The organism is Bradyrhizobium sp. USDA 3315 (genome assembly GCF_054056795.1).
Map to the genome: position 1 here is coordinate 6,556,006 of NZ_JBSRYP010000001.1, position 21,950 is coordinate 6,577,955.

At 65.5% G+C, this 21,950-nt stretch carries 19 protein-coding genes; 9 read left to right on the forward strand and 10 right to left on the reverse strand.

Going from position 1 to position 21,950, the window contains the following annotated elements:
- Positions 1-122: 122 nt before the first annotated feature.
- The gene (locus tag ACVIYL_RS30715; protein WP_028340203.1) at positions 123-1,064 is read right to left on the reverse strand and encodes an acetamidase/formamidase family protein; all 942 of its coding nucleotides are present in this window, start codon (positions 1,062-1,064) and stop codon (positions 123-125) included.
- Between the two features lie 66 nt (positions 1,065-1,130).
- Here ACVIYL_RS30715 and ACVIYL_RS30720 point away from each other — a divergent pair, with 66 nt between their 5' ends.
- The 3 genes from ACVIYL_RS30720 to ACVIYL_RS30730 all read left to right on the forward strand — a co-directional run bounded on the left by ACVIYL_RS30720 (position 1,131) and on the right by ACVIYL_RS30730 (position 4,036).
- A complete protein-coding gene (locus tag ACVIYL_RS30720) occupies positions 1,131-1,925 on the forward strand; it encodes a YdcF family protein (protein ID WP_253608415.1) in 795 nt (264 codons plus the stop codon).
- An 86-nt stretch (positions 1,926-2,011) separates the two neighbouring features.
- On the forward strand, positions 2,012-2,794 hold the full coding sequence (locus ACVIYL_RS30725) for a DUF169 domain-containing protein (protein WP_092077950.1): 783 nt from the start codon (positions 2,012-2,014) through the stop codon (positions 2,792-2,794).
- A 66-nt stretch (positions 2,795-2,860) separates the two neighbouring features.
- A complete protein-coding gene (locus ACVIYL_RS30730; protein WP_253608416.1) occupies positions 2,861-4,036 on the forward strand; it encodes a saccharopine dehydrogenase family protein in 1,176 nt (391 codons plus the stop codon).
- A 177-nt stretch (positions 4,037-4,213) separates the two neighbouring features.
- Here the strand turns inward: ACVIYL_RS30730 and ACVIYL_RS30735 are convergent, their stop codons facing one another.
- Positions 4,214-5,413 (reverse strand): FAD-dependent oxidoreductase, encoded by a 1,200-nt coding sequence (locus ACVIYL_RS30735; RefSeq protein ID WP_253608417.1) that lies wholly within the window; start codon positions 5,411-5,413, stop codon positions 4,214-4,216.
- Between the two features lie 123 nt (positions 5,414-5,536).
- Here ACVIYL_RS30735 and ACVIYL_RS30740 point away from each other — a divergent pair, with 123 nt between their 5' ends.
- A complete protein-coding gene (locus ACVIYL_RS30740; RefSeq protein WP_141341084.1) occupies positions 5,537-6,031 on the forward strand; it encodes a MarR family transcriptional regulator in 495 nt (164 codons plus the stop codon).
- Here the strand turns inward: ACVIYL_RS30740 and ACVIYL_RS30745 are convergent.
- The 4 genes from ACVIYL_RS30745 to ACVIYL_RS30760 form a co-directional block, all read right to left on the reverse strand.
- Complete coding sequence (locus tag ACVIYL_RS30745; protein ID WP_253608418.1) at positions 6,003-7,271, reverse strand: O-antigen ligase family protein; 1,269 nt, start codon at positions 7,269-7,271, stop codon at positions 6,003-6,005. The genes ACVIYL_RS30740 and ACVIYL_RS30745 overlap by 29 nt on opposite strands.
- A 144-nt stretch (positions 7,272-7,415) precedes the next feature.
- Positions 7,416-8,960, reverse strand: a complete 1,545-nt coding sequence (locus ACVIYL_RS30750; RefSeq protein WP_092077940.1) for an undecaprenyl-phosphate glucose phosphotransferase — start codon at positions 8,958-8,960, stop codon at positions 7,416-7,418.
- Positions 8,961-9,075: 115 nt separating this feature from the next.
- The gene (locus ACVIYL_RS30755) at positions 9,076-10,215 is read right to left on the reverse strand and encodes a glycosyltransferase family 4 protein (RefSeq protein ID WP_168855926.1); all 1,140 of its coding nucleotides are present in this window, start codon (positions 10,213-10,215) and stop codon (positions 9,076-9,078) included.
- A gap of 3 nt (positions 10,216-10,218) precedes the next feature.
- Positions 10,219-10,830 (reverse strand): polysaccharide biosynthesis/export family protein, encoded by a 612-nt coding sequence (locus ACVIYL_RS30760; protein WP_253608419.1) that lies wholly within the window; start codon positions 10,828-10,830, stop codon positions 10,219-10,221.
- 175 nt (positions 10,831-11,005) lie between these two features.
- Here ACVIYL_RS30760 and ACVIYL_RS30765 point away from each other — a divergent pair, with 175 nt between their 5' ends.
- On the forward strand, positions 11,006-13,342 hold the full coding sequence (locus tag ACVIYL_RS30765; protein WP_253608420.1) for a GumC family protein: 2,337 nt from the start codon (positions 11,006-11,008) through the stop codon (positions 13,340-13,342).
- 9 nt (positions 13,343-13,351) lie between these two features.
- Here ACVIYL_RS30765 and ACVIYL_RS30770 read toward each other — a convergent pair whose 3' ends face one another.
- Positions 13,352-14,332: a Bug family tripartite tricarboxylate transporter substrate binding protein gene (locus ACVIYL_RS30770; protein WP_253608421.1), complete on the reverse strand. Its 981-nt coding sequence runs from the start codon at positions 14,330-14,332 to the stop codon at positions 13,352-13,354.
- Positions 14,333-14,471: 139 nt separating this feature from the next.
- On the opposite strand from ACVIYL_RS30770, the gene ACVIYL_RS30775 reads away from it, so the two are divergent.
- On the forward strand, positions 14,472-15,431 hold the full coding sequence (locus ACVIYL_RS30775; RefSeq protein ID WP_253608422.1) for a LysR family transcriptional regulator: 960 nt from the start codon (positions 14,472-14,474) through the stop codon (positions 15,429-15,431).
- 34 nt (positions 15,432-15,465) lie between these two features.
- Here ACVIYL_RS30775 and ACVIYL_RS30780 read toward each other — a convergent pair whose 3' ends face one another.
- Entirely contained in the window at positions 15,466-16,803 is a 1,338-nt protein-coding gene (locus ACVIYL_RS30780) for an MFS transporter (RefSeq protein WP_016844958.1), read from the reverse strand.
- Positions 16,804-17,126: 323 nt separating this feature from the next.
- On the opposite strand from ACVIYL_RS30780, the gene ACVIYL_RS30785 reads away from it, so the two are divergent.
- Positions 17,127-18,065, forward strand: a complete 939-nt coding sequence (locus tag ACVIYL_RS30785) for a LysR family transcriptional regulator (RefSeq protein WP_253608423.1) — start codon at positions 17,127-17,129, stop codon at positions 18,063-18,065.
- Positions 18,066-18,069: 4 nt separating this feature from the next.
- Here ACVIYL_RS30785 and ACVIYL_RS30790 read toward each other — a convergent pair whose 3' ends face one another.
- The gene (locus ACVIYL_RS30790; RefSeq protein ID WP_253608424.1) at positions 18,070-19,263 is read right to left on the reverse strand and encodes a GNAT family N-acetyltransferase; all 1,194 of its coding nucleotides are present in this window, start codon (positions 19,261-19,263) and stop codon (positions 18,070-18,072) included.
- Between the two features lie 167 nt (positions 19,264-19,430).
- Between ACVIYL_RS30790 and ACVIYL_RS30795 the strand changes: the two genes are divergently transcribed.
- The gene (locus ACVIYL_RS30795) at positions 19,431-20,459 is read left to right on the forward strand and encodes a polysaccharide deacetylase family protein (RefSeq protein ID WP_253608425.1); all 1,029 of its coding nucleotides are present in this window, start codon (positions 19,431-19,433) and stop codon (positions 20,457-20,459) included.
- Here the strand turns inward: ACVIYL_RS30795 and ACVIYL_RS30800 are convergent.
- Positions 20,456-20,665, reverse strand: coding sequence for a DUF2842 domain-containing protein (locus ACVIYL_RS30800; protein WP_016844954.1), 210 nt, complete (start codon positions 20,663-20,665; stop codon positions 20,456-20,458). The two genes, ACVIYL_RS30795 and ACVIYL_RS30800, sit on opposite strands and share 4 nt — an antisense overlap.
- Before the next feature lie 195 nt (positions 20,666-20,860).
- Here ACVIYL_RS30800 and ACVIYL_RS30805 point away from each other — a divergent pair, with 195 nt between their 5' ends.
- Positions 20,861-21,946: a COX15/CtaA family protein gene (locus ACVIYL_RS30805; RefSeq protein ID WP_456780442.1), complete on the forward strand. Its 1,086-nt coding sequence runs from the start codon at positions 20,861-20,863 to the stop codon at positions 21,944-21,946.
- The last annotated feature ends 4 nt before the right edge of the window (positions 21,947-21,950 follow it).

Genomic DNA, 21,950 nt, shown 5'->3' on the forward strand with positions numbered 1-21,950 from the left:
CCGTGCTCGCGGAACACAAGTGCGGCCATAGCACTCAGTCATCCCGGGGCGATGCGCAGCGTCGAAACCCGGAATCTCGAGATTCCGGGTCTGGTCCTTCGGACCATCCCGGAATGACGATCTCAGCCGTGGACCACGGATTTGGCGATCATGCAGTGGATGCCCTTGGAGCCGTTGACCGTCTGCGTCACGCGCAGGTCGGCCGCCAGACTGCACAGCGTGTAGGCATCCTCGCGCGACAGATTGCGCTTCTCGCCGAGCAGCACGATCATGTCGCGCAGCGCCCGCACCACGCACTGGTCGAGATCGGGATCCATCGCCATGGTCATGTAATGATCCGCGGTCTCTGCGCGCGGATAGGCGAGCTTGATATCCTTGCGCAATGTGAGGCGGAAGCGGCCGGTCAGCGCGGTCTCGATCGCGGTGACGCAGACCTCGCCGTCGCCCTGCACGCCATGGCCGTCGCCGCAGGAGAACAGCGCGCCCGGAACGAACACCGGCAGATAGAGCTTGGCGCCGGCGCCGAGCTCCTTGTTGTCGAGATTGCCGCCCATCGCGCGCGGGATCAGCGAGGAGATCCGGCCCCAGGCCGGCGGCGGCGACACGCCCATCACGCCGAAGAACGGCTTGAGCGGCAGATCGAGCCCCCAGGGCATGCGGCCGACCATGCGCCCGCGATCGAGCGGGATGTTGAGGACGCGTGTTTCGTGGAAATCGTCGGGCAGGGTGCCGGACAATGGCTTGATCAGATTGTAACCCCAGTCCTGTCGCAGCTGAACGTCGAGAATATCGACCTCGAGCACGTCGCCAGGTTCGGCGCCGGCAACGGCGATCGGGCCGGTCAGAATGTGTCCGGGTACCATCCGCTCGCACTTCGCATGGATGTCGTCGAGCTCCGGCGGAACGAAGAATTTGCCGCGGTCGGGCACCACGTCCGGGCCGCCGCTGACGGTCTCGATCGTGATCTCGTCGCCGCTCGCAACGGTCAGAACCGGTTTCAGCTTGGCTTCAAAGAAGCCCCAATGGCAGGTTTCAGGGCTCGACTTCAGATGATGATGGGTCATGTGACGGCTTTTGATTAGTTTCCCAGCAGCGTATGACGCTGTAGCAGAACTTCGCAGGGGCTTCTCTTGTTTTTTGTGCTCTCCAAGACGCTCGGCATCATGCTGTTGCCGATCAACTTCCTGATCGGTATCGGCGTGATCGGCACCGTGCTGCTGTTGACGCGGTTTGCGCGCCTCGGCCGCAGGTTGATGGTGGCCGCGCTGCTGCTGCTCGCGATCTGCGGCTTCTCGCCGCTCGGCAATGTCCTGATCTCCACTTTGGAGCAGCGCTTCCCGCCATGGGACGCCTCGCGCGGCGTGCCGGACGGCATCATCGTGCTCGGCGGCTCGATCGATGCCGATCTGTCGGTTGCGCATGGCACGCCGGTGGTGCGCAGCGCGGCCGATCGCGTCATCGCGGCGGCGACGCTCGCGCGCAGATATCCGAATGCGCGCCTCGTGTTCACCGGCGGCAGCGCGAACCTGATCTCGAACGATGCGCGCGAAGCCGACTATGCCGCCGAGATGTTCGAGGGGCTCGGCATTGCCAGGTCGCGATTGATCATCGAGCGCCGCTCCCGCAACACGGTGGAGAACGCCGAGTTCTCCAGGGCACTGGTCGATCCCAAGCCGGGCGAGCGCTGGCTGCTCGTCACCTCGGCCTACCATATGCCGCGCTCGGTCGGGCTGTTCCGCAAGGCGGGATTCAACGTCGAGGCCTATCCGGTCGACTGGCGCGTCGGCAATGTCTTCAGCTTCGCGACGCTTGCGATCGAGGGCCTGTCGCGCACCGATCTCGGCACACGCGAGTGGATCGGGCTTCTGGCCTATCACCTGGCCGGCCGAACCGATGATTTGCTGCCGGGGCCGGCCGCGCGCTGAGGCGTAGGCACTTGTCGCCTCCAACGGCCAATCCTAACATCGACGCAACAGGCGGCGCCAAGCCGCCGATCACGGGAGTTCACGCCATGCAACAGCAGACACCGCCGGAACAGTTCGACCTCGGCGCAATCGTCACCGATCTGAACAATCTGCTGCGGCTGAAGACCACGGTGATCGGCATCAAGATGTTCGCGCGCGCCGAGGAGATGGAGGCGATCCCGAAGATTCGCCGTCCGTCGGCGGTCCACACCACGGACCAGATCGTCAGCATGGCCTCGCGGCTCGGCTGGACCGTCGGCATCACCGGCGACGATCTGGTCGGCGCGCAATGCCGCGCCGTGATCGGGCTCGCGCCGCAGGATGAGAAATGGCTTGCCGGCGAGAACTATGTCGGCGTCTGGCACGGCACTGCCGAAGACGCGCGCAAGCGCCAGGAGGCGCTCGACGTGGTGCCGTACGGTCAGTACCAGGCGATGGCGGTCAGCCCGCTGACCAGCGGACGGCTCAACCCGCCCGACATCTGCCTGGTCTATGCGACGCCGGGCCAGATGATCATCCTGATCAACGGGCTGCAGTACACCGGCTACAAGAAGTTCGAATGGGGCGTGGTCGGCGAGACCGCCTGCGCGGATTCGTGGGGGCGGGCGCTGAAGACCGGCGAGCCGAGCCTGTCGCTGCCGTGCTTCGCCGAGCGCCGCTATGGTGGCGTGCCGGACGAGGAGATGCTGATGGCACTGCCGCCGGCCTATCTGGTGAAGGCGATCGCCGGCATGAAGCAGCTCGCCAAGAACGGTTTGCGCTACCCGATCGCGCCCTACGGCATCCAGGCCGACGTGCGCGCCGGCATGGGCGTCTCGTACAAGAAATAGCCGATTGCGTCGCCGCGCCCGCGATGACAAAAGGGCGCCCAATTCGCTGCGCAGGGAGCCTGATCCATGTCCTCGTCGAAACTCGACATCGTCGTCTATGGTGCGACCGGCTTCACCGGCCAGCTCGTCGCCGAATATCTCGCGGCGCATTATCGCGTCGGCAGCCTGAAATGGGCGATGGCCGGGCGCAGCAAGGACAAGCTCGCCTCGGTTCGCGACGCGATCGGCGCGCCCGCCGACACGCCGCTGATCGTCGCCGATGCCGGCGATGCCGCCTCGCTGAAGGCGATGCTTGCGCAAACCAGGTCTGTCATCTCGACGGTCGGACCGTATCAGCTCTATGGCAACGAGCTGATCGCGGCCTGCGTGGAAAGCGGCACCGACTATTTCGATCTCTGCGGCGAGCCGATCTGGATGCGGCAGATGATCGACAAATACGAAGCCGCCGCGAAGGCCAGCGGCGCGCGCATCGTGTTCTCCTGCGGTTTCGACTCGGTGCCGTTCGAACTGGGCGCGTTCTTCGTGCAGGAGGAAGCGAGGCGCGTGTTCGGCGCGCCGGCGCCGCGCATCAAGGGCCGCGTGCGCGACATGCGCGGCACGCTGTCCGGCGGCACCGCGGCGAGCGCCAAGGCGACCTTCGATGCGGTCGCCAAGGACCTCAGCCTGGTTGCGATCCTCAACAACCCGTTCGCGCTGACGCCGGGCTTCGAGGGTCCGAAGCAGCCGCGCGGCAGCAAGCCGGCCTATGAGGAGGATTTGCACTCCTGGACCGCGCCGTTCATGATGGCGCTGATCAACACGCGCAACGTGCACCGCTCCAACATGCTGATGGGCTTTCCCTACGGACAGGACTTCGTCTACGACGAGATGGTCCTGACCGGCCCGGGCGAGAAGGGCGAGGCCAACGCCAAGAAGGTGATGGCGTTGAATTCCGAGAAGACCGGCCCAAGCGCGCCGAAGCCGGGCGAGGGGCCGTCAAAGGAGGAGCGCGAGAACGGCCGCTACGATCTGCTTTATCTCGCGGTCGCGCCTGACGGCCGCATGGTCCGCGCCGGCATCAAGGGCGATCGCGATCCCGGCTACGGCTCGACCTCGAAGATGATCTCGGAATGCGCGATCTGCCTGCTGCGCGATACACCCGACGTCGCCGCCGGCTTCTGGACGCCGGGAGCCGCGATGCAGCACAAGCTCATCAGGCGCCTGGTCGATCACGCCGGGCTGACCTTCGAGGTCGAGAAGTAGCTTCGCTTACCTCGCCCCGCTTGCGGGGAGAGGTCGGATCGCTTCGTCAGATGCGATCCGGGTGAGGGTACAGGTCCGTCCGATCGCATTGCTCGTGGAAAGAGCCCCTCACCCCAACCCTCTAAGAGCGAGCTTCGCTCGTCTCGACCCCGTGAAGGACGGGGAGAGGGAGAGGCGCTACGCCGCCGCCCGCGGATCATACGCGTACATGAAGTCCATGCCCTTGGACGACACCGGCAGCAGCAGCTTCAGCATGTGATCGCGGAGCCAGGCGCCGGTCGGGCTGAACTCACGCTTGCTGTTGCCGTTGCGGCGGGCGATCGCCACGATCTTCTCGGCGCGCGGGCGCCGCTCGTGCTCGAAAGCCTGGAACGTCATGCCGAGCTCCTGGCCGCCGCGCATCAGGATGCCGAGCCGCAGCGCGTCCTCCAGCGCCAGCGATGCGCCCTGGCCGGCATGCGGGCTGGTGGCGTGCGCGGCGTCGCCGATCAACAGCGTGCGCTTGCGCGACCAGGTCGGCAGCGTCGCGACGTCAAGCGTGTCGGTGACCACGATATTCTGGGCGGCTTCGATGATCTCGGGGATCGGCGCGTGCCAGCCGGCGTGGAAATCGCGCAGATGCTGCCTGATCGCGTCCTGGCTCCGCAGGCGGTAGGCCGCCGCGGTCATGCCGTGCGACGGCTGCGTGCTCCACCACATCGCGCCCGTGTCCGGATCGGGGCTGCACATCCCATAGCCGAAGAAGCCGCTCTGCCCGAACGTGGTCGCCACCCTCTGGCCGATCGGCAGCTTCTCGATCACCGCGCGGGGCACGAATCCGCCGAAGCCGATCAGCCCGGTGTCGAACGGCGTCGGGCCGTCAGGGATCACGTGGCGCCGCACCGCAGAGTGCACGCCGTCGGCACCGATCACGAAATCGCCCTCGGCGGTGGTGCCGTCGTTGAAATAGGCGATCACGGGCTGGTCGCCGCGGTCTTCGATCTTTACAAGTTTCTTCTCGAAGAACACCGAGACGTTGGAGGCCCAGGCCTTGTCGATCAGCGTCTCGTTCAACGTCGCGCGGCACATGTTCACCGCGGGCTGGCCGAAGCGCTGCTGCATGTTCTGGTTGAGCGAGCCGAGCTTCTTGCCGCCCTGCGAATAGAAGTCGAAGGACTCCGCGATCGAGCCGTTTCGGATCAGTTCGTCGGCGAGGCCGAGCTCGGCCAGCACATGCATGCCGTTCGGCGCGATCTGAAGCCCGCCGCCGACCCCGGTGGAGTAGGGCCAGGCTTCATAGAGCTCGGTCTCGATGCCGGCGCGGGTCAGGAACATCGCAGTGACAGGACCTGCGATGCCGGCGCCGATGATCAGAGCTTTACGGGGACGTGAGGTCATGCCTTGCTCCATGCATCCGTGTGGGATAGGAAAGGTCAGTTGCTAATTATCTTAGTATATAAGATATTAGGCGAGTAAGATATAGGAGCCGATTTGTCAAGCACGACGTCGCGCGAAACGCTGATGCAGGAACTCGAGGAGGCGATGCGCCGGTCATCCGCGCAGGGCGTGATGTACGGCCAAGCCGTTGCAAACATGGCCGGAATCTCCAATTCCGACATGGAATGCATGGACATCCTGCATCTGGAGGGGCGGGTAACCGCGGGGCGTCTCGCCGAGGTCACCGGGCTGACCACCGGCGCGATCACCGGCGTGGTCGATCGTCTGGAGAAAGCGGGTTACGTGCGCCGCGAGCGGGACGAGAGCGACCGCCGCAAGGTCTTCATCTCGGTGGTGGAGGAAAAAGCGGCGGAGATCGGCAAGTTCTACGTGCCGATGCAGGAGGCGATGCTCAAGCTGTGGAGTAGCTACACCGACGACGAGCTGCGCTTGCTGCTGCGTTTCGCCAATGACGGCTACAAGGGCGTGCTGGAAGCGACCGGAGCATTGAAGGCGGTGATCGACATGCCGCCGGAGCAGCGCGCCAGCCTCAAGATGCCGCCGAAGACTCGTCGATGATCCGTGCCGACGTCGCGCGGTAGTGCTCGGCTGCCGCATACATGCCCCACATCGTGCCCAGCATCATCCAGAAGTGCCGCCAGTGGTCGGTATCGATGATGAAGCTCTCGCCGACGAAGCCGAGGAACGCCGAGAAGACCGCGAGATAGCCGCGCTGCCACGGCACCCGCATGTAGATGTAGCGGAAGCCGATGATCGCGGTGACGAACACCAGCGCCGGATAGCAAATCCCCGAGATCCAGCCGCCCGACATGAAGGCGTTGAGATAGGAATTGTGGGTGTCCTCGGGGAAGTAGGTGTGGAATTGCAGCGGCCCGATGCCGAACGGCAGCTCCAGCGCCATCTGGGCGCCGAGGATGTGGCGGCCGAACCGGCCGAAGCGGCCTTCGTCATAGCTCTGGTCGAAGCTCGCGCGCTGCTTGAACATGTCGGCGACCGAGCCGATCGAGAGCAGCACAGCGATCAGCGCCACGGCCAGGATCGCGGCGATCAAGGTCATCACGATGATGCGCGAGCGCTGCGCCTGCGAGCGGCTGGTGAACACCATCAGCGCCAGCATGAAGGCCGCGGTGATCACGAGGCCGCCCCAGGCGGCGCGCGAGAACGACAGCAGGATCGCGAGCGAGATGATGCCGAAGGCGATGGCGTTGCGGAGCGCCTTGCCGAAGCGGTCGGAGACCACGCTCTGCAGTGTGAACAGCGCCGGCAGGATCAGGAAGGCGCCGAGCACGTTCGGGTCCTTGAAGGTTCCGCGGGCGCGGTCATACAGCGTCAGCAGGTCGTAGCCGCCGGGCACCAGACGGAAGTAGCCGGCGATGCCGGCGAGCGAAGCGATCATCGCGCCGACGATCAGGCCGCGGCGCAGCATGTCGAGGCGGGCTTCGGTATCCTCCGACATCACCATCGCGAAGAAGATGACGGTGATGGCCATGTACCAGGAGGTCAGGATCCAGTTCACCACCTCCGGCTTGTCGAGGAACGGCACCGCACCGATGCTGTAGCCGACATTGAGCACGATCAATGTGAACAGCAGCGGCATGAACACCAGCCGCATGCGCAGGCCGGTGGCGAAGAACAGCACGCAGGCGGTCAGCGTGACGAGCTCATACGGGCTCGGCTCGATGAACACGATGGCGCCGGACGCGCCGGCCAGCCACACCAGCGCCCGCTGCAGCGCCAGCACGCCCGTTGGTGCTGATGTCAGCGAATGGGACGTCCCGGCTGTCGCCGCATAGGCCATCGGATACTCACGCAACTTGGTACAAGCACTCAACACATTGCTTCGTCATTGCGAGGAGCGAAGCGAGGAAGCAATCCATCTATCCCCGAGCCGCGATATGGATTGCTTCGCTGCGCTCGCAACGACGTCAGTAAGTCTCAACCTTCAGTACGCGTTCTCGCTTTTGGTCAGCAGCGAGAACGGGGTCTTGAGCAGGATGTAGAGGTCGAACAGCACCGACCAGTTCTCGATGTAATAGAGGTCGTATTCGACGCGCTTCTGGATCTTCTCGTCAGTGTCGACCTCGCCGCGCCAGCCGTTGATCTGCGCCCAGCCGGTGATGCCGGGCTTGACGCGGTGGCGGGCGAAGTAGCCGTCGACCGCCTCGTCGAACAGGCGGTTCTCCAGCTTGCTCTGCACGGCGTGCGGGCGCGGGCCGACCAGCGAGAGATTGCCCTTCAGCACAACGTTGAACAGTTGCGGCAATTCGTCGAGCGAGGTCTTGCGGATGAAGCGGCCGACGCGGGTCACGCGTGGATCGTTCTTGGTCACCACCTTGGAAGCGGTGGGGTCGGCCTGGTGGTGGTAGAGCGAGCGGAATTTGTAGACGTCGATCCGCTCGTTGTTGAAGCCGAAGCGCTTCTGGCGGAACAGCACCGGGCCGGGGCTGTCGAGTTTCACCGCGAGCGCCACCAATCCCAACACTGGCAGCGCCGCAAGCAAGGCCAGACCGCCGACCACGCGGTCGAACAGCCATTTCAGCACCAGATCCCAGTCGGTGATCGGCGCCTCGAACATATCGAGCGTCGGCACCTTGCCGATATAGGAATAGGAACGGGGGTGGAAGCGCAGCTTGTTGGTATGGGCCGACAGGCGGATGTCGACCGGCAGCACCCAGAGCTTCTTCAGCATTTCCAGGATGCGGGTCTCCGCCGAGATCGGCAGCGCGAACAGCACGAGGTCGACGCGGGTGCGGCGGGCGAATTCGACGATGTCATCAATCTTGCCGAGTTTCGGTGAGCCGGCGCAGGTATTAGTGGCGCGATCGTCATTGCGGTCGTCGAACACGCCGAGCAGATGGATGTCGGAATCATCCTCGGCGTTCAGCGCCTCGATCAGCTGCTCGCCATTGTGGTCTGCTCCGACGATGATGGTGCGGCGGTCGAGCCGGCCGTCATGCGCCCAGGCGCGCACCATCGATCGCAGCAGCAGCCGTTCGGCGATCAGCACCGCAAGGCCGACGCAGAAGAACGACGACAGCCAGACCCGCGATACCTCGCCGCCGAGCTTGACCAGGAAGGAGATGCCGATGAACAGCAGGAACACGACGGCCCACGACGAGATCATGCGCGTCATCTGGCGAAGCTGGCCGCGGAAGATCTGCACCTGGTAGATATCGGCGGCCTGGAAGCAGACCACGGCGGCAGCCGACATGCCGAGGATCGATGCGATGTACCCCCAGTGAATACTGCCGCCGGCGAGCGGCCTGACATAGGCGAGATAGAGCCCGACGCCGACCAGGCTGAGCAGCACGAAGTCGGCGAGGCGAACCACGCCGGCGATCACAACCGGCGAGTAGGCGCCACGAACCTTCTGGTTGGTAACGGCGAGCGCGGCCGGCGAGAGGCGCCGGCGCCGTTCGATCTGCGGCTGAGCGGCCGTCGCAGACGCAGCGGCATCCAGCATCGAGCGTGCGTTAAACGGTTCCACGAGTCCACGTCCATTCCTGCGCATGCAGATGGGCATCCGCGCGCAGCACGAAAATTCCCCCGGGCGTGACTTAAGGGGACAAATCGGAAGAAACGGTTACGTGTGCAAGAAGTGGTTAACGTTTGGCAAATGCGTCGCGATAGCCGGCCAGTACCCCCTCGACCATCGCGCTTTGCGAGAAATGTTCCGAAATCCGCTCGCGCAGTCTCTCGGCGCGCGCCGCGGTCGCGGCGGGATCGTCGAGCGCGGCCTTGATCGCGTCGGCCATCGCTCCGGCATTGCTCGGCGCGAACAGGGCGTCGGTGTGGGTATCGAAGATCTCCGGGATGCCGCCGACATCGGCTGCGATCATCGGAACGCCCGCCGCGCCCGCCTCGATCACCACATAGGGCATCGAATCGCCGCGCGAGGGCACCACGAGCAGGCTGCCCTTCGAGAAGCCGTAGCGCGCCTTGACGTGACCGATGAAGCGGACTGCCTCACCGAGCGACAGCCGCGTCACCTGCTCCTTGAGGCGCTCGAATTCCTCGCCGTCACCGCCGAGCGTCAACGTCACCGGCTTGCCCTCGGCGCGCAGCTTCGCTACCGCGTCGATCAGGAGATCGGCGCCCTTGATGCGCCGGAACTCGCCGACATAGGCCACGTCGGTGGCATCGTCGGCGCCGGGGACCGGTTCGAATTCCTCCGCGGTGACGCCGTTGAACACGCAGCGCACGAGGCCTGCCGGCTTGCCGACCGTGCGCTGATAGGTGTCGCGGGCAAACGCGCTCTCGAACAGGAATAGGTCGGTGCTGTTCATCAGGGTGCGCTCGAGCTGGCTGTAGAAGCGGCCCTTCCAGGTGTCGAGCGGGTAGTGCAGCGAGCCACCATGCGGCGTGTAGACCCGGATCACCTTGCTCGACCGCCGCCGCAGCCGGACATAGGCGCCGGCCTTGGCGCCATGCCCGTGGACGACATCGGGTTTCAGCTTGCGGATCAGGCCGGCGATGTGGGCCCAGACCATGAAATCGGCGAAGCGCGGCTCGCGGCGTATTGCCACGCGGTGGACGCCGAGCTTGAGCCGCGGCTCGATCTCGGCAAGCGCCGCGTCGGCCCGCGCGCCGCCGGTCAAACTGTCGGCGACGATGCCGACATGATGGCCGCGTTCGATCTGGCCGTTGGCGACGTCGAGGATGTGACGAATGATGCCGCCGACCGGGGCACGCACCACGTGCAGGATGCGGAGGGGCGGTTGCTGATTTTGATCCTGCGCCATCGATCAGAACCAGCGCTCGCCGACGAACACGGTGTCGCCGGGGCCGATCGGCGTGCCCAGGGGAGCGACGAAGCGGCCGGCGCCGGATGCATTGGTGTGGGTGACGGTAACCTCGTCGCGCCTGGCGCGCGGCGAGAAGCCGCCGGCGATCGCGATCGCGCTTTCGACCGTCATCTTGGGCACATAGGGATATTGGCCGGGGGCCTGGACTTCGCCGAGGATGAAGAACGGCCGGTAGGCCTCGATCTCGACTGCGACCGACGGCTCGCGGATGAAGCCGTTGCGCAGCCGCGCGGTGATCTCGGCGGCAAGCCCGGCGGGCGTCCGGCCGCGCGCCGGCACCGAGCCGATCAGCGGCATGGTGATCGCGCCCGCGGCGTCGATCGCATAGGCGTTGGTCAGCCCTTCCTGGCCATAGACCACAACGCGGAGCTTGTCGCCGGGGCCGAGATTATAGCCCTCGCGCGTCGGTGCGGGATCGGCATAGGCCACGGGCGCAGCATACGCCATCGGTTCGAGACCGGGGTCGCCGGCAAGCGGCGACGTTCGGCCCATGCAGCCCGACAGCGCGAGCGCAGCGACCAGACAAATAAGGGGAGCGCGCAGATCGCGCATGCAAGGAATCCCGCGACAATATCGGCTCCGATTAACGGCACCCATGGTTAACAAAGAATGACGGGGCGGGTGGTGGCGGCCATGCCCGTCAACCCCACCGATTAACCCAGCGGCAACCTTAATGGACTGTAATCGCCCCATTGAGATGGAGTCGCGGTGTCCGCGGGGGTTCGTTATGCGTTTTGCATTCTGGCGTAGAGGCAAGGATAAGGCCGTCGTGCAACGGGCGTTGCCGAAGTCTGCGCCCGTCGCCGACGAAGCTGTCGTGAAGCCGGCTGCGCCCAAGCCTGCTCCTGACAAGCCTGCGCCCGACAAGCCGGCGCGCCCGGCGGAGGCGGCCGATCTCGACCTGCACGTGCTCGGCCGCGCGCTGGCGCGCAAGCGCGGCTGGATCATCGTGCCGACGGTGCTGGTGTTCGCGTTGTCGCTTGCCGCGGTCAACGTCGTGACGCCGCGCTACAAGTCGGAAGCGCGAATCCTGATCGACAATCGCGAGAACGCCTTCCTGCGTCCGAACGGCGAGCGCGACCTGGAGCGCACCTCGCTCGACGCCGAGGCGGTGACGAGTCAGGTGCAGCTGTTGCTGTCGCGCGATCTCGCGCGCGACATCATCAAGAAGAACAAGCTGGCCGAGCGTCCGGAGTTCGATCCGGTGTTGCGGGGCTTTTCGCCGTTGAAGTCGCTGCTGGCGCTGTTCGGCATCGGCCGTGATCCGTTCAGCCTGACGCCGGAAGAGCGGGTGCTTGATTCCTATTACGAGCGCTTCCAGGCTTTTGCGGTCGACAAGTCGCGCGTCATGGTGATCGAGTTCCAGTCGGAAGATCCCGAGCTTGCGGCGCGCGTCGCCAACTCGATCGCGGACGGTTATCTCGTGTTGCAGCAGGCCGCGCGACAGGACCAGGCCAAATCCGCCAGCACATGGCTGCTTGGCGAGATCGACAAGCTGCGCACCAAGGTCGCGGAGGCGGATTCGCGCGTCGAGGAATTCCGCTCGAAGTCGAGCCTGTTCGTCGGCACCAACAACATCCCGCTGTCGAACCAGCAGATGGGTGAGCTGAACACGCAGCTCAACAATGCCCGCGCGCTGAAGGCGGATGCCGAGACCAAGGCGCGGCTGATCCGGGAGATGCTTCAGGGCGGCAAGCCGATCGAGGCGTCCGAGGTCCTCAATTCCGAGCTGATCCGCCGGCTCGCCGAACAGCGCGGCACGCTGCGCGCGCAGCTTGCCGAGCAGTCGTCGACGCTGCTCGACAACCATCCGCGCATCAAGGAATTGAAGGCGCAGATCGCCGATCTCGACAGGCAATTGCGCGAGGAAGCCGGCAAGGTTTCGCGCTCGCTGGACAATGACGCCCGCGTCGCCGATGGCCGGGTCATGGCGTTGCAGGCGAGCCTGGACCAGTCGAAGAGGCAGGCGTCGTCTAGCAATAGCCAGGACGTGCAACTGCGCGGGCTGGAGCGTGAAGCCAAGGCGCAGCGCGACCTGCTGGAGGCCTATCTCGCCAAGTATCGCGAGGCGACGGCGCGCGAGAACATCGAGGCCGCGCCGACCGACGGTCGCATCATCTCGCGCGCCTCGGTTTCGAATACGCCGGCCTATCCGAAGAAGCTGCCGATCGTGCTGATCGCGACGTTGGCGACGCTGCTGCTGTCGTCCGGCATCATCATTACCGGCGAGCTGCTGCGCATCTCCGCGCCCGGTGCGGTTGGCCGCGCCTTCGCGCCGGCGGCTGCCGTGATCAGGCGCCGCGAGCCGGTCATGGATGCCGCAACCGTGGACCAGCCCGCGCTGTCGCCCGAACCCGCGCTCGCATCGCCGGTCGCGCCGAAGCCGGCGGTGGAGCCCGAACTGCCGCTGGAGCCTGCGGCTGCCTATGAATCTCCGCCGCAGCCTGATTCCGCCCAGACCGCCGACGAGATCGATGAGCTCGCCGAGCGCCTCGCCGCCGCCGGTCCCGCCGCCCACAAGGTCACCGTGCTCGGCCCGGCCGCGGCTGATAGCGTTACGCTGACCACCCTGACGCTGGCGCGTCTGATGGCGCGCCAGGCCAAGGTCGTCGTCGTCGATCTCGTCGCGTCCTCGCCGGTACTGACGTCGGCGACCGTCGATCCGGCGGCGCCCGGCCTTGCCGAGCTGATGCAGGGCGAGGCGACCTTCGCGCAGATCATCACCAAGGATCGGCAGTCGCGTGTTCAGATCGTCAGCGCCGGGCGTCCGGGCTTCGATCGCTCGCATCTGCAATCGCCGCGGCTCGCACTTGCGATCGACGCGCTGCTCAGGGTCTACGACCACGTGCTGCTCGACGCCGGTTCGGCCGTCGACCTTCCGGCCGAACTGCTGACCGCGAAGGCGCAGGCGGTCGTCGTGCCCGACGCCGCCATGGCGCAGGATGCCCGCCACTCGATGGTCGAGCAACTCAGGGCGGTCGGCTTCGCCGAAGTGACGATGCTGAGCAAGCCCTGCGCGGCGTCGGAAGCGGCTGTGAGGAGCCCGCGGGTGGTGGCTGCCTGAGCGCCGCCGTCAGCCCGTCGGGGTAAATCCTGTCGCCCGCACGATCCCTTTCCAGCGATCGGATTCGGTGGCGAGCAGTTGCGCAAAGTCATTCATCGCGATTGCGTCGACGTCGACCGACAGTTTGGCCATGCCGGACTTGACCTCGTCGCTGCGCAATGACGCCTGGATCGCACCGTTGAGTTGCGCGACGATTGCGGGAGGCGTCTTCGCCGGCAGGAAGATGCCGAACCAGGTCACGTCCTGAAGCGCGGGGTAACCGGCTTCCGCCACCGTCGGCACATCGGGGAGAGATTTGAGACGGCTGGGACCGGTCGTCGCAAGAGCGCGAAGCTGTCCGGACTGGACCTGGCCCAGCAGGCTGTCGATCGGCATCACCGCCGACGCGATCTCGCTTTTCAGGAGATCCTGGACCGCCCCTCTGCCTTGATAGGGCACGTGGAGATAGTCGAAGCCCGCGGTCCGGCCGAGCATCGCACCGATGAAATGCAGCGTGGTGCCAACGCCCGGCGTGCCGTAGGTCGCCTGTGTCGGGTTGGCGCGGCACCAGGCGACGAAGTCGGCGAGGCTCCTGACATCGTTCGGGACTTTCGGGCCGATCGCCAGCAGCGTCGCGAATGAGCCGACGGTTGATACCGGCGTGAAGTCCTGCGGTGCGTATGTCAGCGACTTGTAGGTGTGCGGAAACAGCGCGATGAATCCAAGCGGCGCGAGCAGCATGACCGATCCATCGGCCTCGGCGTTCTTGACGGCCTCGATCGCAATCCGGCCGCTTGCGCCGGGCCGGGTCTCAACGACGATGGAATCGGCATAATCCTGCATCTGCCCGGCGATGAGCCTTGCGACGGCGTCCGGCAATCCGGGCGTGTAGCCGGTCAGGATATGGGCGGTCTTCAGGCGGGGCTGCGCGCCGACTGGCCGGACCAGGCCCGCGGCGGCGAGCGCGGCACCTGCCGCTGACGCGGTCAGGACGTCGCGACGGGTCAACATGCATGCCTCCAAGGTCATGGAGTCGCGCCGTCCGGGGCGCGACGATCTGCGTCATCGCACGCGGAGGATGCGTGAGGCGGGGATAAACGTCCAATGCTAGTGTCTGAGGCTTCCATAACCGTTTTGGTAAGGATCGCTGATGCAGGACATCGAGCGTGCCCGACGCCGGATCAAGCTGCGCGACCTGCACATCCTGCTCGTCATCGCGCAGCGCGGCAGCATGGCGAAGGCTGCCGCGGAGCTCGCGGTGTCGCAGCCGGCGATTTCGCGGGCGGTCAGCGACATGGAGCACGCGCTCGGCCGTCGGCTGCTCGATCGTTGCCGTACCGGCATCGAACTGACGGCCTATGGCCATGCTCTGGTGCGACGCGGGGTCTCGATCTTCGACGAGCTTACCCAAGGCTTGCAGGAGCTCGAGTTTCTGGCCGATCCGAGCATCGGAGAGTTGCGCATCGGCAGCACGGAGAGCATCGCAGCGGGCTTGCTCCCGGTGGCGATCGACCGCTTCACGCGGCAGCATCCCGGCATCCGCATCAATGTCGCGCAGACCGTTCTCAGCGATCTGCGCTACCGCGAACTGCGCGAGCGCAACATCGATCTGTTGCTGGGATGGACGCCGACACCGTTTGACGAGACAGACCTGGCGGTCGAGCCCTTGCTCGATGATCAGCGCGTCGTTGTCGCAGGAAAGCGAAGCAAATGGGCGCGCGCATCCAGGCTCGAATTGGCCGACCTCGCACACGAGCGCTGGGTGTTACCTCCGCCGGACACCTTTCCGGGCGCCGCAGTGGCGGAGACGTTTCGTGAATTCGGAATGCAGATGCCAAGCGCGCCGATCACGACGCTGTCGCTTCATTTGTGCTGCCGGCTCGCCGCGACCGGCCGCTTCATTACGGTGCTGCCGGGCTCGGTCGCGCGGTTTGCCGGCGGCGATCTCGGGCTGAAGGTGCTTCCGGTTCAGCTTCCGCGGGCGGCCGCCGTCTCGGCCGCGATCGTCACGTTGAAAGGCCGCACCTTGGGCCCGACCGCCGAGATCTTCATCGCCTGTATCCGTGAGATCGCCAAGGCGGCCGCAAGCAAGGCGGCCGCCGGCAAATGACGGATATTACAGGCGCCGTTCCGCGCAGGCGCGTTTAGTGCGCCATCATCGGCTCGCGCGCGGTTCGCTCGAGCACCGGATCGATCCGCAGCCTGATCGTGACCAGCGCGCCGATCAGTCCCATCACGGCGAGCAGCAGCAGCCCTGCCGTAAAGCTGCCCGTCAGGTCCTTCAGATAGCCGACGGCGAATGGGCCGGCGAAGCCTGACAGGTTGCCGAGCGAGTTGATCGCCGCAATGCCTGCCGCCGCCGAGGCGCCGGTCAGGATGCCGGCCGGCATCGGCCAGAACATCGGCGGCACTGCCGACACGCCGATCTGCGCAAGGCAGAGCAGGGCGACGATCAGCACCGGATTCGATACCAGCCCGGCAAGGCCGATACCGACGGCGGCGAGCGTCAGCGCGCCGGCGACATGGTATCGCCGCTCGCCGGTCTTGTCGGAATGGCGGCCGAGCAGCACCATGCCGACCGCGCCGAACACGAAGGGCAGGGCCGCGATCAAGCCAGTCTGGGTGTCGGTGACGCCAAACGCCTTGATGATGGTGGGCAGGAAGAATGCGACGCCGTAGCTTGCCGCGTTGAGGCAGAAATACACGAAGGCGCAGGCAAGGACCCGCGAGTCGGTGAGCGACTGCAGAACGGAAATATGCTCCACGGCCTCGGTTTGCTGCCGCTCGCGCTCAAGCGTGGTCTGGATCCACTTGACCTCGTCGGGCTGCAGCCAGCTTGCCTGACGCGGAAAGTCCGGCAGGAAGGTCAGGACAGCGAAGCCGACCAGGACCGACGGCAATGCCTCGCAAACGAACAGCCACTGCCATCCGGTCAGGCCGGCGCCCGACAGGTTGAGCAGCAATCCCGAGATCGGCGCCCCGATGATGCTCGAGATCGGGATCGCGAGCATGAACAGGCTGATGACGCGCGCGCGGTACACCGACGGGAACCAGAGCGTCAGATAGAAGATGATGCCGGGGAAGAAGCCGGCTTCGCAGGCGCCGAGCAGGAGGCGCAGGAAGTAGAAGATCCATTCGCTCGACAGGCCGCTCGCCGCGGACATCTGCGGGATGAAGGCAAATGCGGCCGAGACGATGCCCCAGCTGATCATGATGCGGGCGATCCACCGCCGCGCACCGAACCGCTCCAGCAGGATGTTGGAGGGCACCTCGAAGAAGAAGTAGCCGATGAAGAACAGACCGGCGCCGAGCCCGTAGGCAGCCTCGCTGAGGCCGAGCGCCGCGTTCATGTGCAGCTTGGCGAAGCCGACATTGACGCGATCGAGATAGGCCACGAAGTAACACAGGATGAGGAACGGAATCAGCCGCCGCATCATCTTTCCGATCGCGCGCTTCTCGACATCGTCGCTCATCGTTCCCATCCCTTCCTGTTTTTCGATTCGGCAGACGATCACTGCGCTGTTCGGGGCGGCACCTGGCGCACCCGCAGCGGTTCGTCGCGTTGCTCTTGCAAGTCTTCTTCATTGTTGTGTAATCGACTGCCGCGTGACTAATGGCATTTGGGAATGGAGCCACGGCGAAACTGTCATGATGCACCGCGGTATAAACGCGGGAACCCTGGAGCGTTTTCCGGCGAAGTGGCTGCCGGCTCGCGTCAAGAAAACGCCTCAAAGCAGAATCTGGAGCCCCGTTCCGGTTTAGCCGGAGCGGAAGAGGCTCTTTCCGGGCAGGATGGTGGCGGGCCGTGATCAGTAATCTGAAACTGCGCCAGCTGCGCCTGCTGGTCGCTCTCGACAATGAGCGCAAGTTGCAGCTCGCCGCCGAGCGGTTGAACATCACCCAATCAGCGGCATCGAAGATGCTTGCCGAAATCGAGGCGCTGGCGCGGGTTCCCTTGTTCGAGCGCACGGCGCGCGGCGTCGAACCGACGGCCTATGGGTCGATCCTGATCCGTGGCGGCAAGAGCGTGCTGGCCGATCTCGACCAGGTCACCGACGAGTTCGCGGGTTACAAGTCCGGTGAGCTCGGCACCGTCTCCGTTGGAACAGTCGCCAAGCCGAGCATCGACCTCGTCGTCGACGTCATCCAGTATCTCGGCGAAAAGCTGCATCGGGTGAACATCTCGCTCGATGTCAGCACCAGCCCGCCATTGATCACGCGACTGCTGGCGCTCGAGTTCGATTTCGTCGTCGCCAGGATTCCCGCCGGCATCGACCCCCGGCAATTCGACTATTACGAGATCGGCGCGGAGGAGGCGGTGCTGCTCGTTCGCGCGGAGCATCCGTTGGCCGGCCGCGAGACGGTCGAGCTGGAGGACATGGCCGACCAGCAATGGATCTGCCAGCCGCGCGAATCCTTCATGCGCCAGGCGCTCGAGAGGCTGTTCATGAGCCGCGGCGTGACGCCGCCGCGCCGGGTCATCAACACCGAGTCGTTTTTCGCCTCGGTCGGAATTGCGGCGGGCATCGACGCGATCGTGCCGGTCCCCATGCTGGTGTTCGATCTGGTCGATCCGCAGCGGTTCAAGGTGCTGCGCCTGCGCGACAGGCTGTTGTTGGAGAATTACGGCCTGATCAAGTTGCGCAAGCGCGCGCTGTCACCCGCCGCGACACTCTTGTTCGACGCGATGAAACGGCTCGGCGTACCGAATGGCGGTGCAGAGCAGGGCGACGCGGCGAGCTGAACACTCAGCGGAACATGCTGCGCAGGTTCTGGGCAATCTCGAACAGCGCCGGATTTTGCTTCACGGCGCGCTTGGCGCGATTGATGGCCGACAGCGCGCTGGCCGCCGGCTTGCCGCGCAAGCTGAGCGGAATGAAGCTGTCGACGACGGCTTCATCGTCCTTGCAGAACAGCCGCTTGTACTCGTCCGAGCCGATGCCGAGATCGAGAGCGCGGTAGTTCAGGCCGGCATGGCGATCGATGATATCGCGCATCAGGATCAGGCCGGGGCTGAACTTGGAATTGGCCGACATCGTGTAGGTGTTGAACATCATCGAGAAGCGATGACCGTCGGACACGCCGGCGAAGATCGCGATCACTTCCTCGTCGCACTCCAGCGCGTGGATGTCGATCGCATAGCCGTTGCCGTCGGCGCGCGGCGCGAGGCAGGCGGCACGAATGAACTGCTCGATGCCCGGCTCGGCGAACACGTTCGGCAGCTTCTGCTCGGCCATGCGCTGCGGCTTGACGCGGAAGAACCAGTCGAGCAGGCGGCAGACATCGGCGCTCTCGCTCGCGACATAATAGCGATAGCCGGGCAGCGCCTGCAGCTTGCGCTCCTTGCCCTTGAGGCGGCGGCGGAACGAGTTGCTGACCAGCGTCGCCGGTGCCGCGCCGGGCTCGATCGCCAGCACCGGGCAGTCGTTGACCGAAGGCTGACGCGGCAGCAGCGCCAGCGGATTCGGGAGGTCCTGCCAGCGCAGCGGCTGCTGGCAGAGCACGAGCGCATCGGCGCGGGAGCGTTCGGCGATCGATCCGATCAGAGCCGCGATGTCGGCTTCCGTCGCGTTGGCGGCGAAATCCTTCTCGCACAGCGCCATGTTGAAGGTCGTATGCTTGCCGCCCATGAAGCTCGCGCAGTTCGCGCCGAGGCGGGACTCGATTGCGAGCGGCAGCAGCAGCAGCGGCCGGCGTTCGCTGTCATGAGCGACGACGATGAAGGGCCGCAGGCCCTCGCGCTCGCCGACCTGGCGTTGCCAGCTGGCGAGGAAATCGAACCGCTGATAGGGCGTGTAGCTGTGCTGCGATGTCTCGAAGCCGCGCCAGGTCGCTTCGGCCGCGGTGAGATCATGAAAGATGTCGACGCCGGCAACGCGGATCGCGTTCGGCCACGCCCGCGTCTCAGCCGTCTGGCCTTCGATTGCCGCCGCCATGGTCATCTCGGAACCCGAAATTTTAGGGTATTAATTTACAGTTCTCGGCTGGGGCCGACCTTCGCAGGGAAATGTCAACAAAGAGTAAGAACAATGCCGCGGCGGTGTGCGGGAACCGCCTGACAAGGACGGGGATCTTGGCGCCGGACAGCGGGATTTTACGACGGGCCCGAATGGAGCTCGCGTATTTCAGTGGCGCCTTCAAGCTGCGGGAACGCGAGAGCGGCGGCGCCGGGGTGATCCTGCGCTTCGGCCGCGTTCGTCCCGCGCGACGCGGCCGGTTTCAGCCGCTGAAGTCCCAGGAGATCACCCCGGCTTTCCTCGATCGCACGATCCGCGCGTTGAAGCGCTGGCAGTATGACCTCGTCGGGATTGACGAGGCTTGCCGCCGCGCGGTGACTTTGCCGGAGCGCCGGCGCTTTGCCTGTCTGACCTTTGACGGCGCCAGCAAGGACATCGTCGCCCATGCCTGGCCGGTGCTCGCCAGGCACGGCGTTCCCTTCGCGCTGTACCTGCCGACGGCCTTTCCCGATGGCGTCGGCGTGGCGTGGTGGCTGGTGCTGGAGGACATCATCGCGCGCGAAAACCGCATCAGCATGATGATTGACGGCCGGGAGCGGCACTTCGCGATTTCAAATCTCTCGGACAAATACGAGCTGTTCGATTTCCTGTCCGGCTGGCTGCGCAAGCTGCCGCCGTCGGACCTGTCCTACGCGCTGAACGATCTCGCCAGGCGCTATTCGGCCGACGCAGCCCAATTGTCACGCAATGCGTCACTCGACTGGCAGGATCTGGCGAAGCTTGCCGCCGATCCGAACGTGACGCTCGGCAGCGCCACGGTGAACTATCCGGCGCTGTCGAGCCTCAGGGATGCCGACGCGCAGCGCGAGATGGCGATGGGCAAGGCGGTGGCCGAGAGCGCGCTTGGGCGGCAGGTCAGGCATTTCGCATTCCCGTTCGGGGACCGCGATGCGTTCGGCCGTCCGCATGTCGTGATGGCCGAGGAGGCCGGCTTTGCCAGCGCGGTGTCGACCATACCAGGGGTCGTCGAGGCGCAGGGGCGCACCAACCTCCACGCGCTGCCGCGCATCGCATGGGACGGCCGCGTGCGTTCGCTGCGGATGATGCGGGTGCTGCTGTCGGGCGTGATGTTCGCGCCGGTGCGGCCGACGCGCAGCGCGCGCGACCAGAACGTTACTTAGGCGCGATCGGGCCGCGACATCCAGGCGACGATCGGCATCGCCGGCAGCACCCAGCCGAGGCCGGCGACGACGTAGAAGATCGCCTGCAGCAACCCCGAATTGGCAAGCCACGGCGTCTGGGCGACCGTCATGCCAAGCAGTGACCACACCACCACCAGGATCAGCAGGAAGATGGTTCCGAGCAGTTTGCGGGTGCGTATGGCCATGGCGGATATTTGCAACTCGTGATCCAAGGCGTTTTTTCGAGCGAAGCGGGCACCGGTTCGCGCAAAGAAAACGCGTCAAAACAACGTTCTGGAGCTTGCTTCCGACTTGATCGGAAACGAGGCTCCGGACGGCGGCTTGCGCCGCGGGCGCGGCGGACTATAAGGGGCCCGAAAATCCAATCAAGTCAGGGCGAAATGGCCGGTATTTCCGCAAAGACATCGCAGCTTCGCGCCGTCAGGGTATGGCTGGTCGCGGTGGCCGCCCTGATCGCCCTGATGGTCTTGGTCGGCGGCGCCACGCGGCTGACCGAGTCTGGCCTGTCGATCGTCGAATGGAAGCCGGTGACCGGTACGCTGCCGCCGCTGACCGAGGCGCAGTGGACCCAGGCCTTCGAGGGCTACAAGACGATCCCGCAATATCGCGAGCTCAACGCCGGGATGACGCTCGAGCAATTCAAGACGATCTTCTGGTGGGAGTGGAGCCACCGGCTGCTTGGCCGCGTGATCGGCGCGGCCTATTTGCTGCCGTTCCTGTATTTCCTGTGGCGCGGCGCGGTGAGCGGCGAACTCGGCCGGCGATTGTGGGTGATTTTCGGCCTCGGCGCGCTGCAGGGCGGCGTCGGCTGGTGGATGGTCGCGTCCGGCCTCTCGGAACGCATCGAGGTATCGCAGTATCGGCTGGCGACGCATCTTGTGCTGGCGCTTCTGATCTTCGCGGCGATCGTCTGGACGCTGCGGCGCCTGACCGACCGCCCAAGCGTGATCGCGCCGCTCAGGCTGAAGCTCACGAGCGCGGTGCTGCTCGTGCTGACCTTCGTGCAGCTCTATTTCGGCGCGCTGGTCGCGGGGCTGCGCGCGGGCAGGGTTTATAATACTTGGCCCGACATCGACGGCGGCTTCATTCCGTCGGCTGACCGGCTTTGGTTCGAGACACCGTGGTGGCGCAATCTGTTCGACAACACGCTGACGGTGCAGTTCGAACATCGCATGACCGCCTATCTGCTGTTCGCGCTGGCGATCGCGCATGCGATCGATGCCATGCGCGCGCGCGCCGGCGGCGCGGTGATCGCCGGCGCCTGGTGGCTGGTGGCGGCGATCACGCTGCAGGCGACGCTCGGCATCCTGACGCTGCTGCATCAGGTGCCGATCGATCTGGCGCTGACGCACCAGGCCGTCGCCATCGTCGTGCTGACGCTCGCGGTGCTGCAGGCCGAGCGCTTCGCCGCGCGCCGGACCGAGCGGGACCAGCCGACCCTCGTTGCGGTCGGCCAGCCCGGTTGATCGA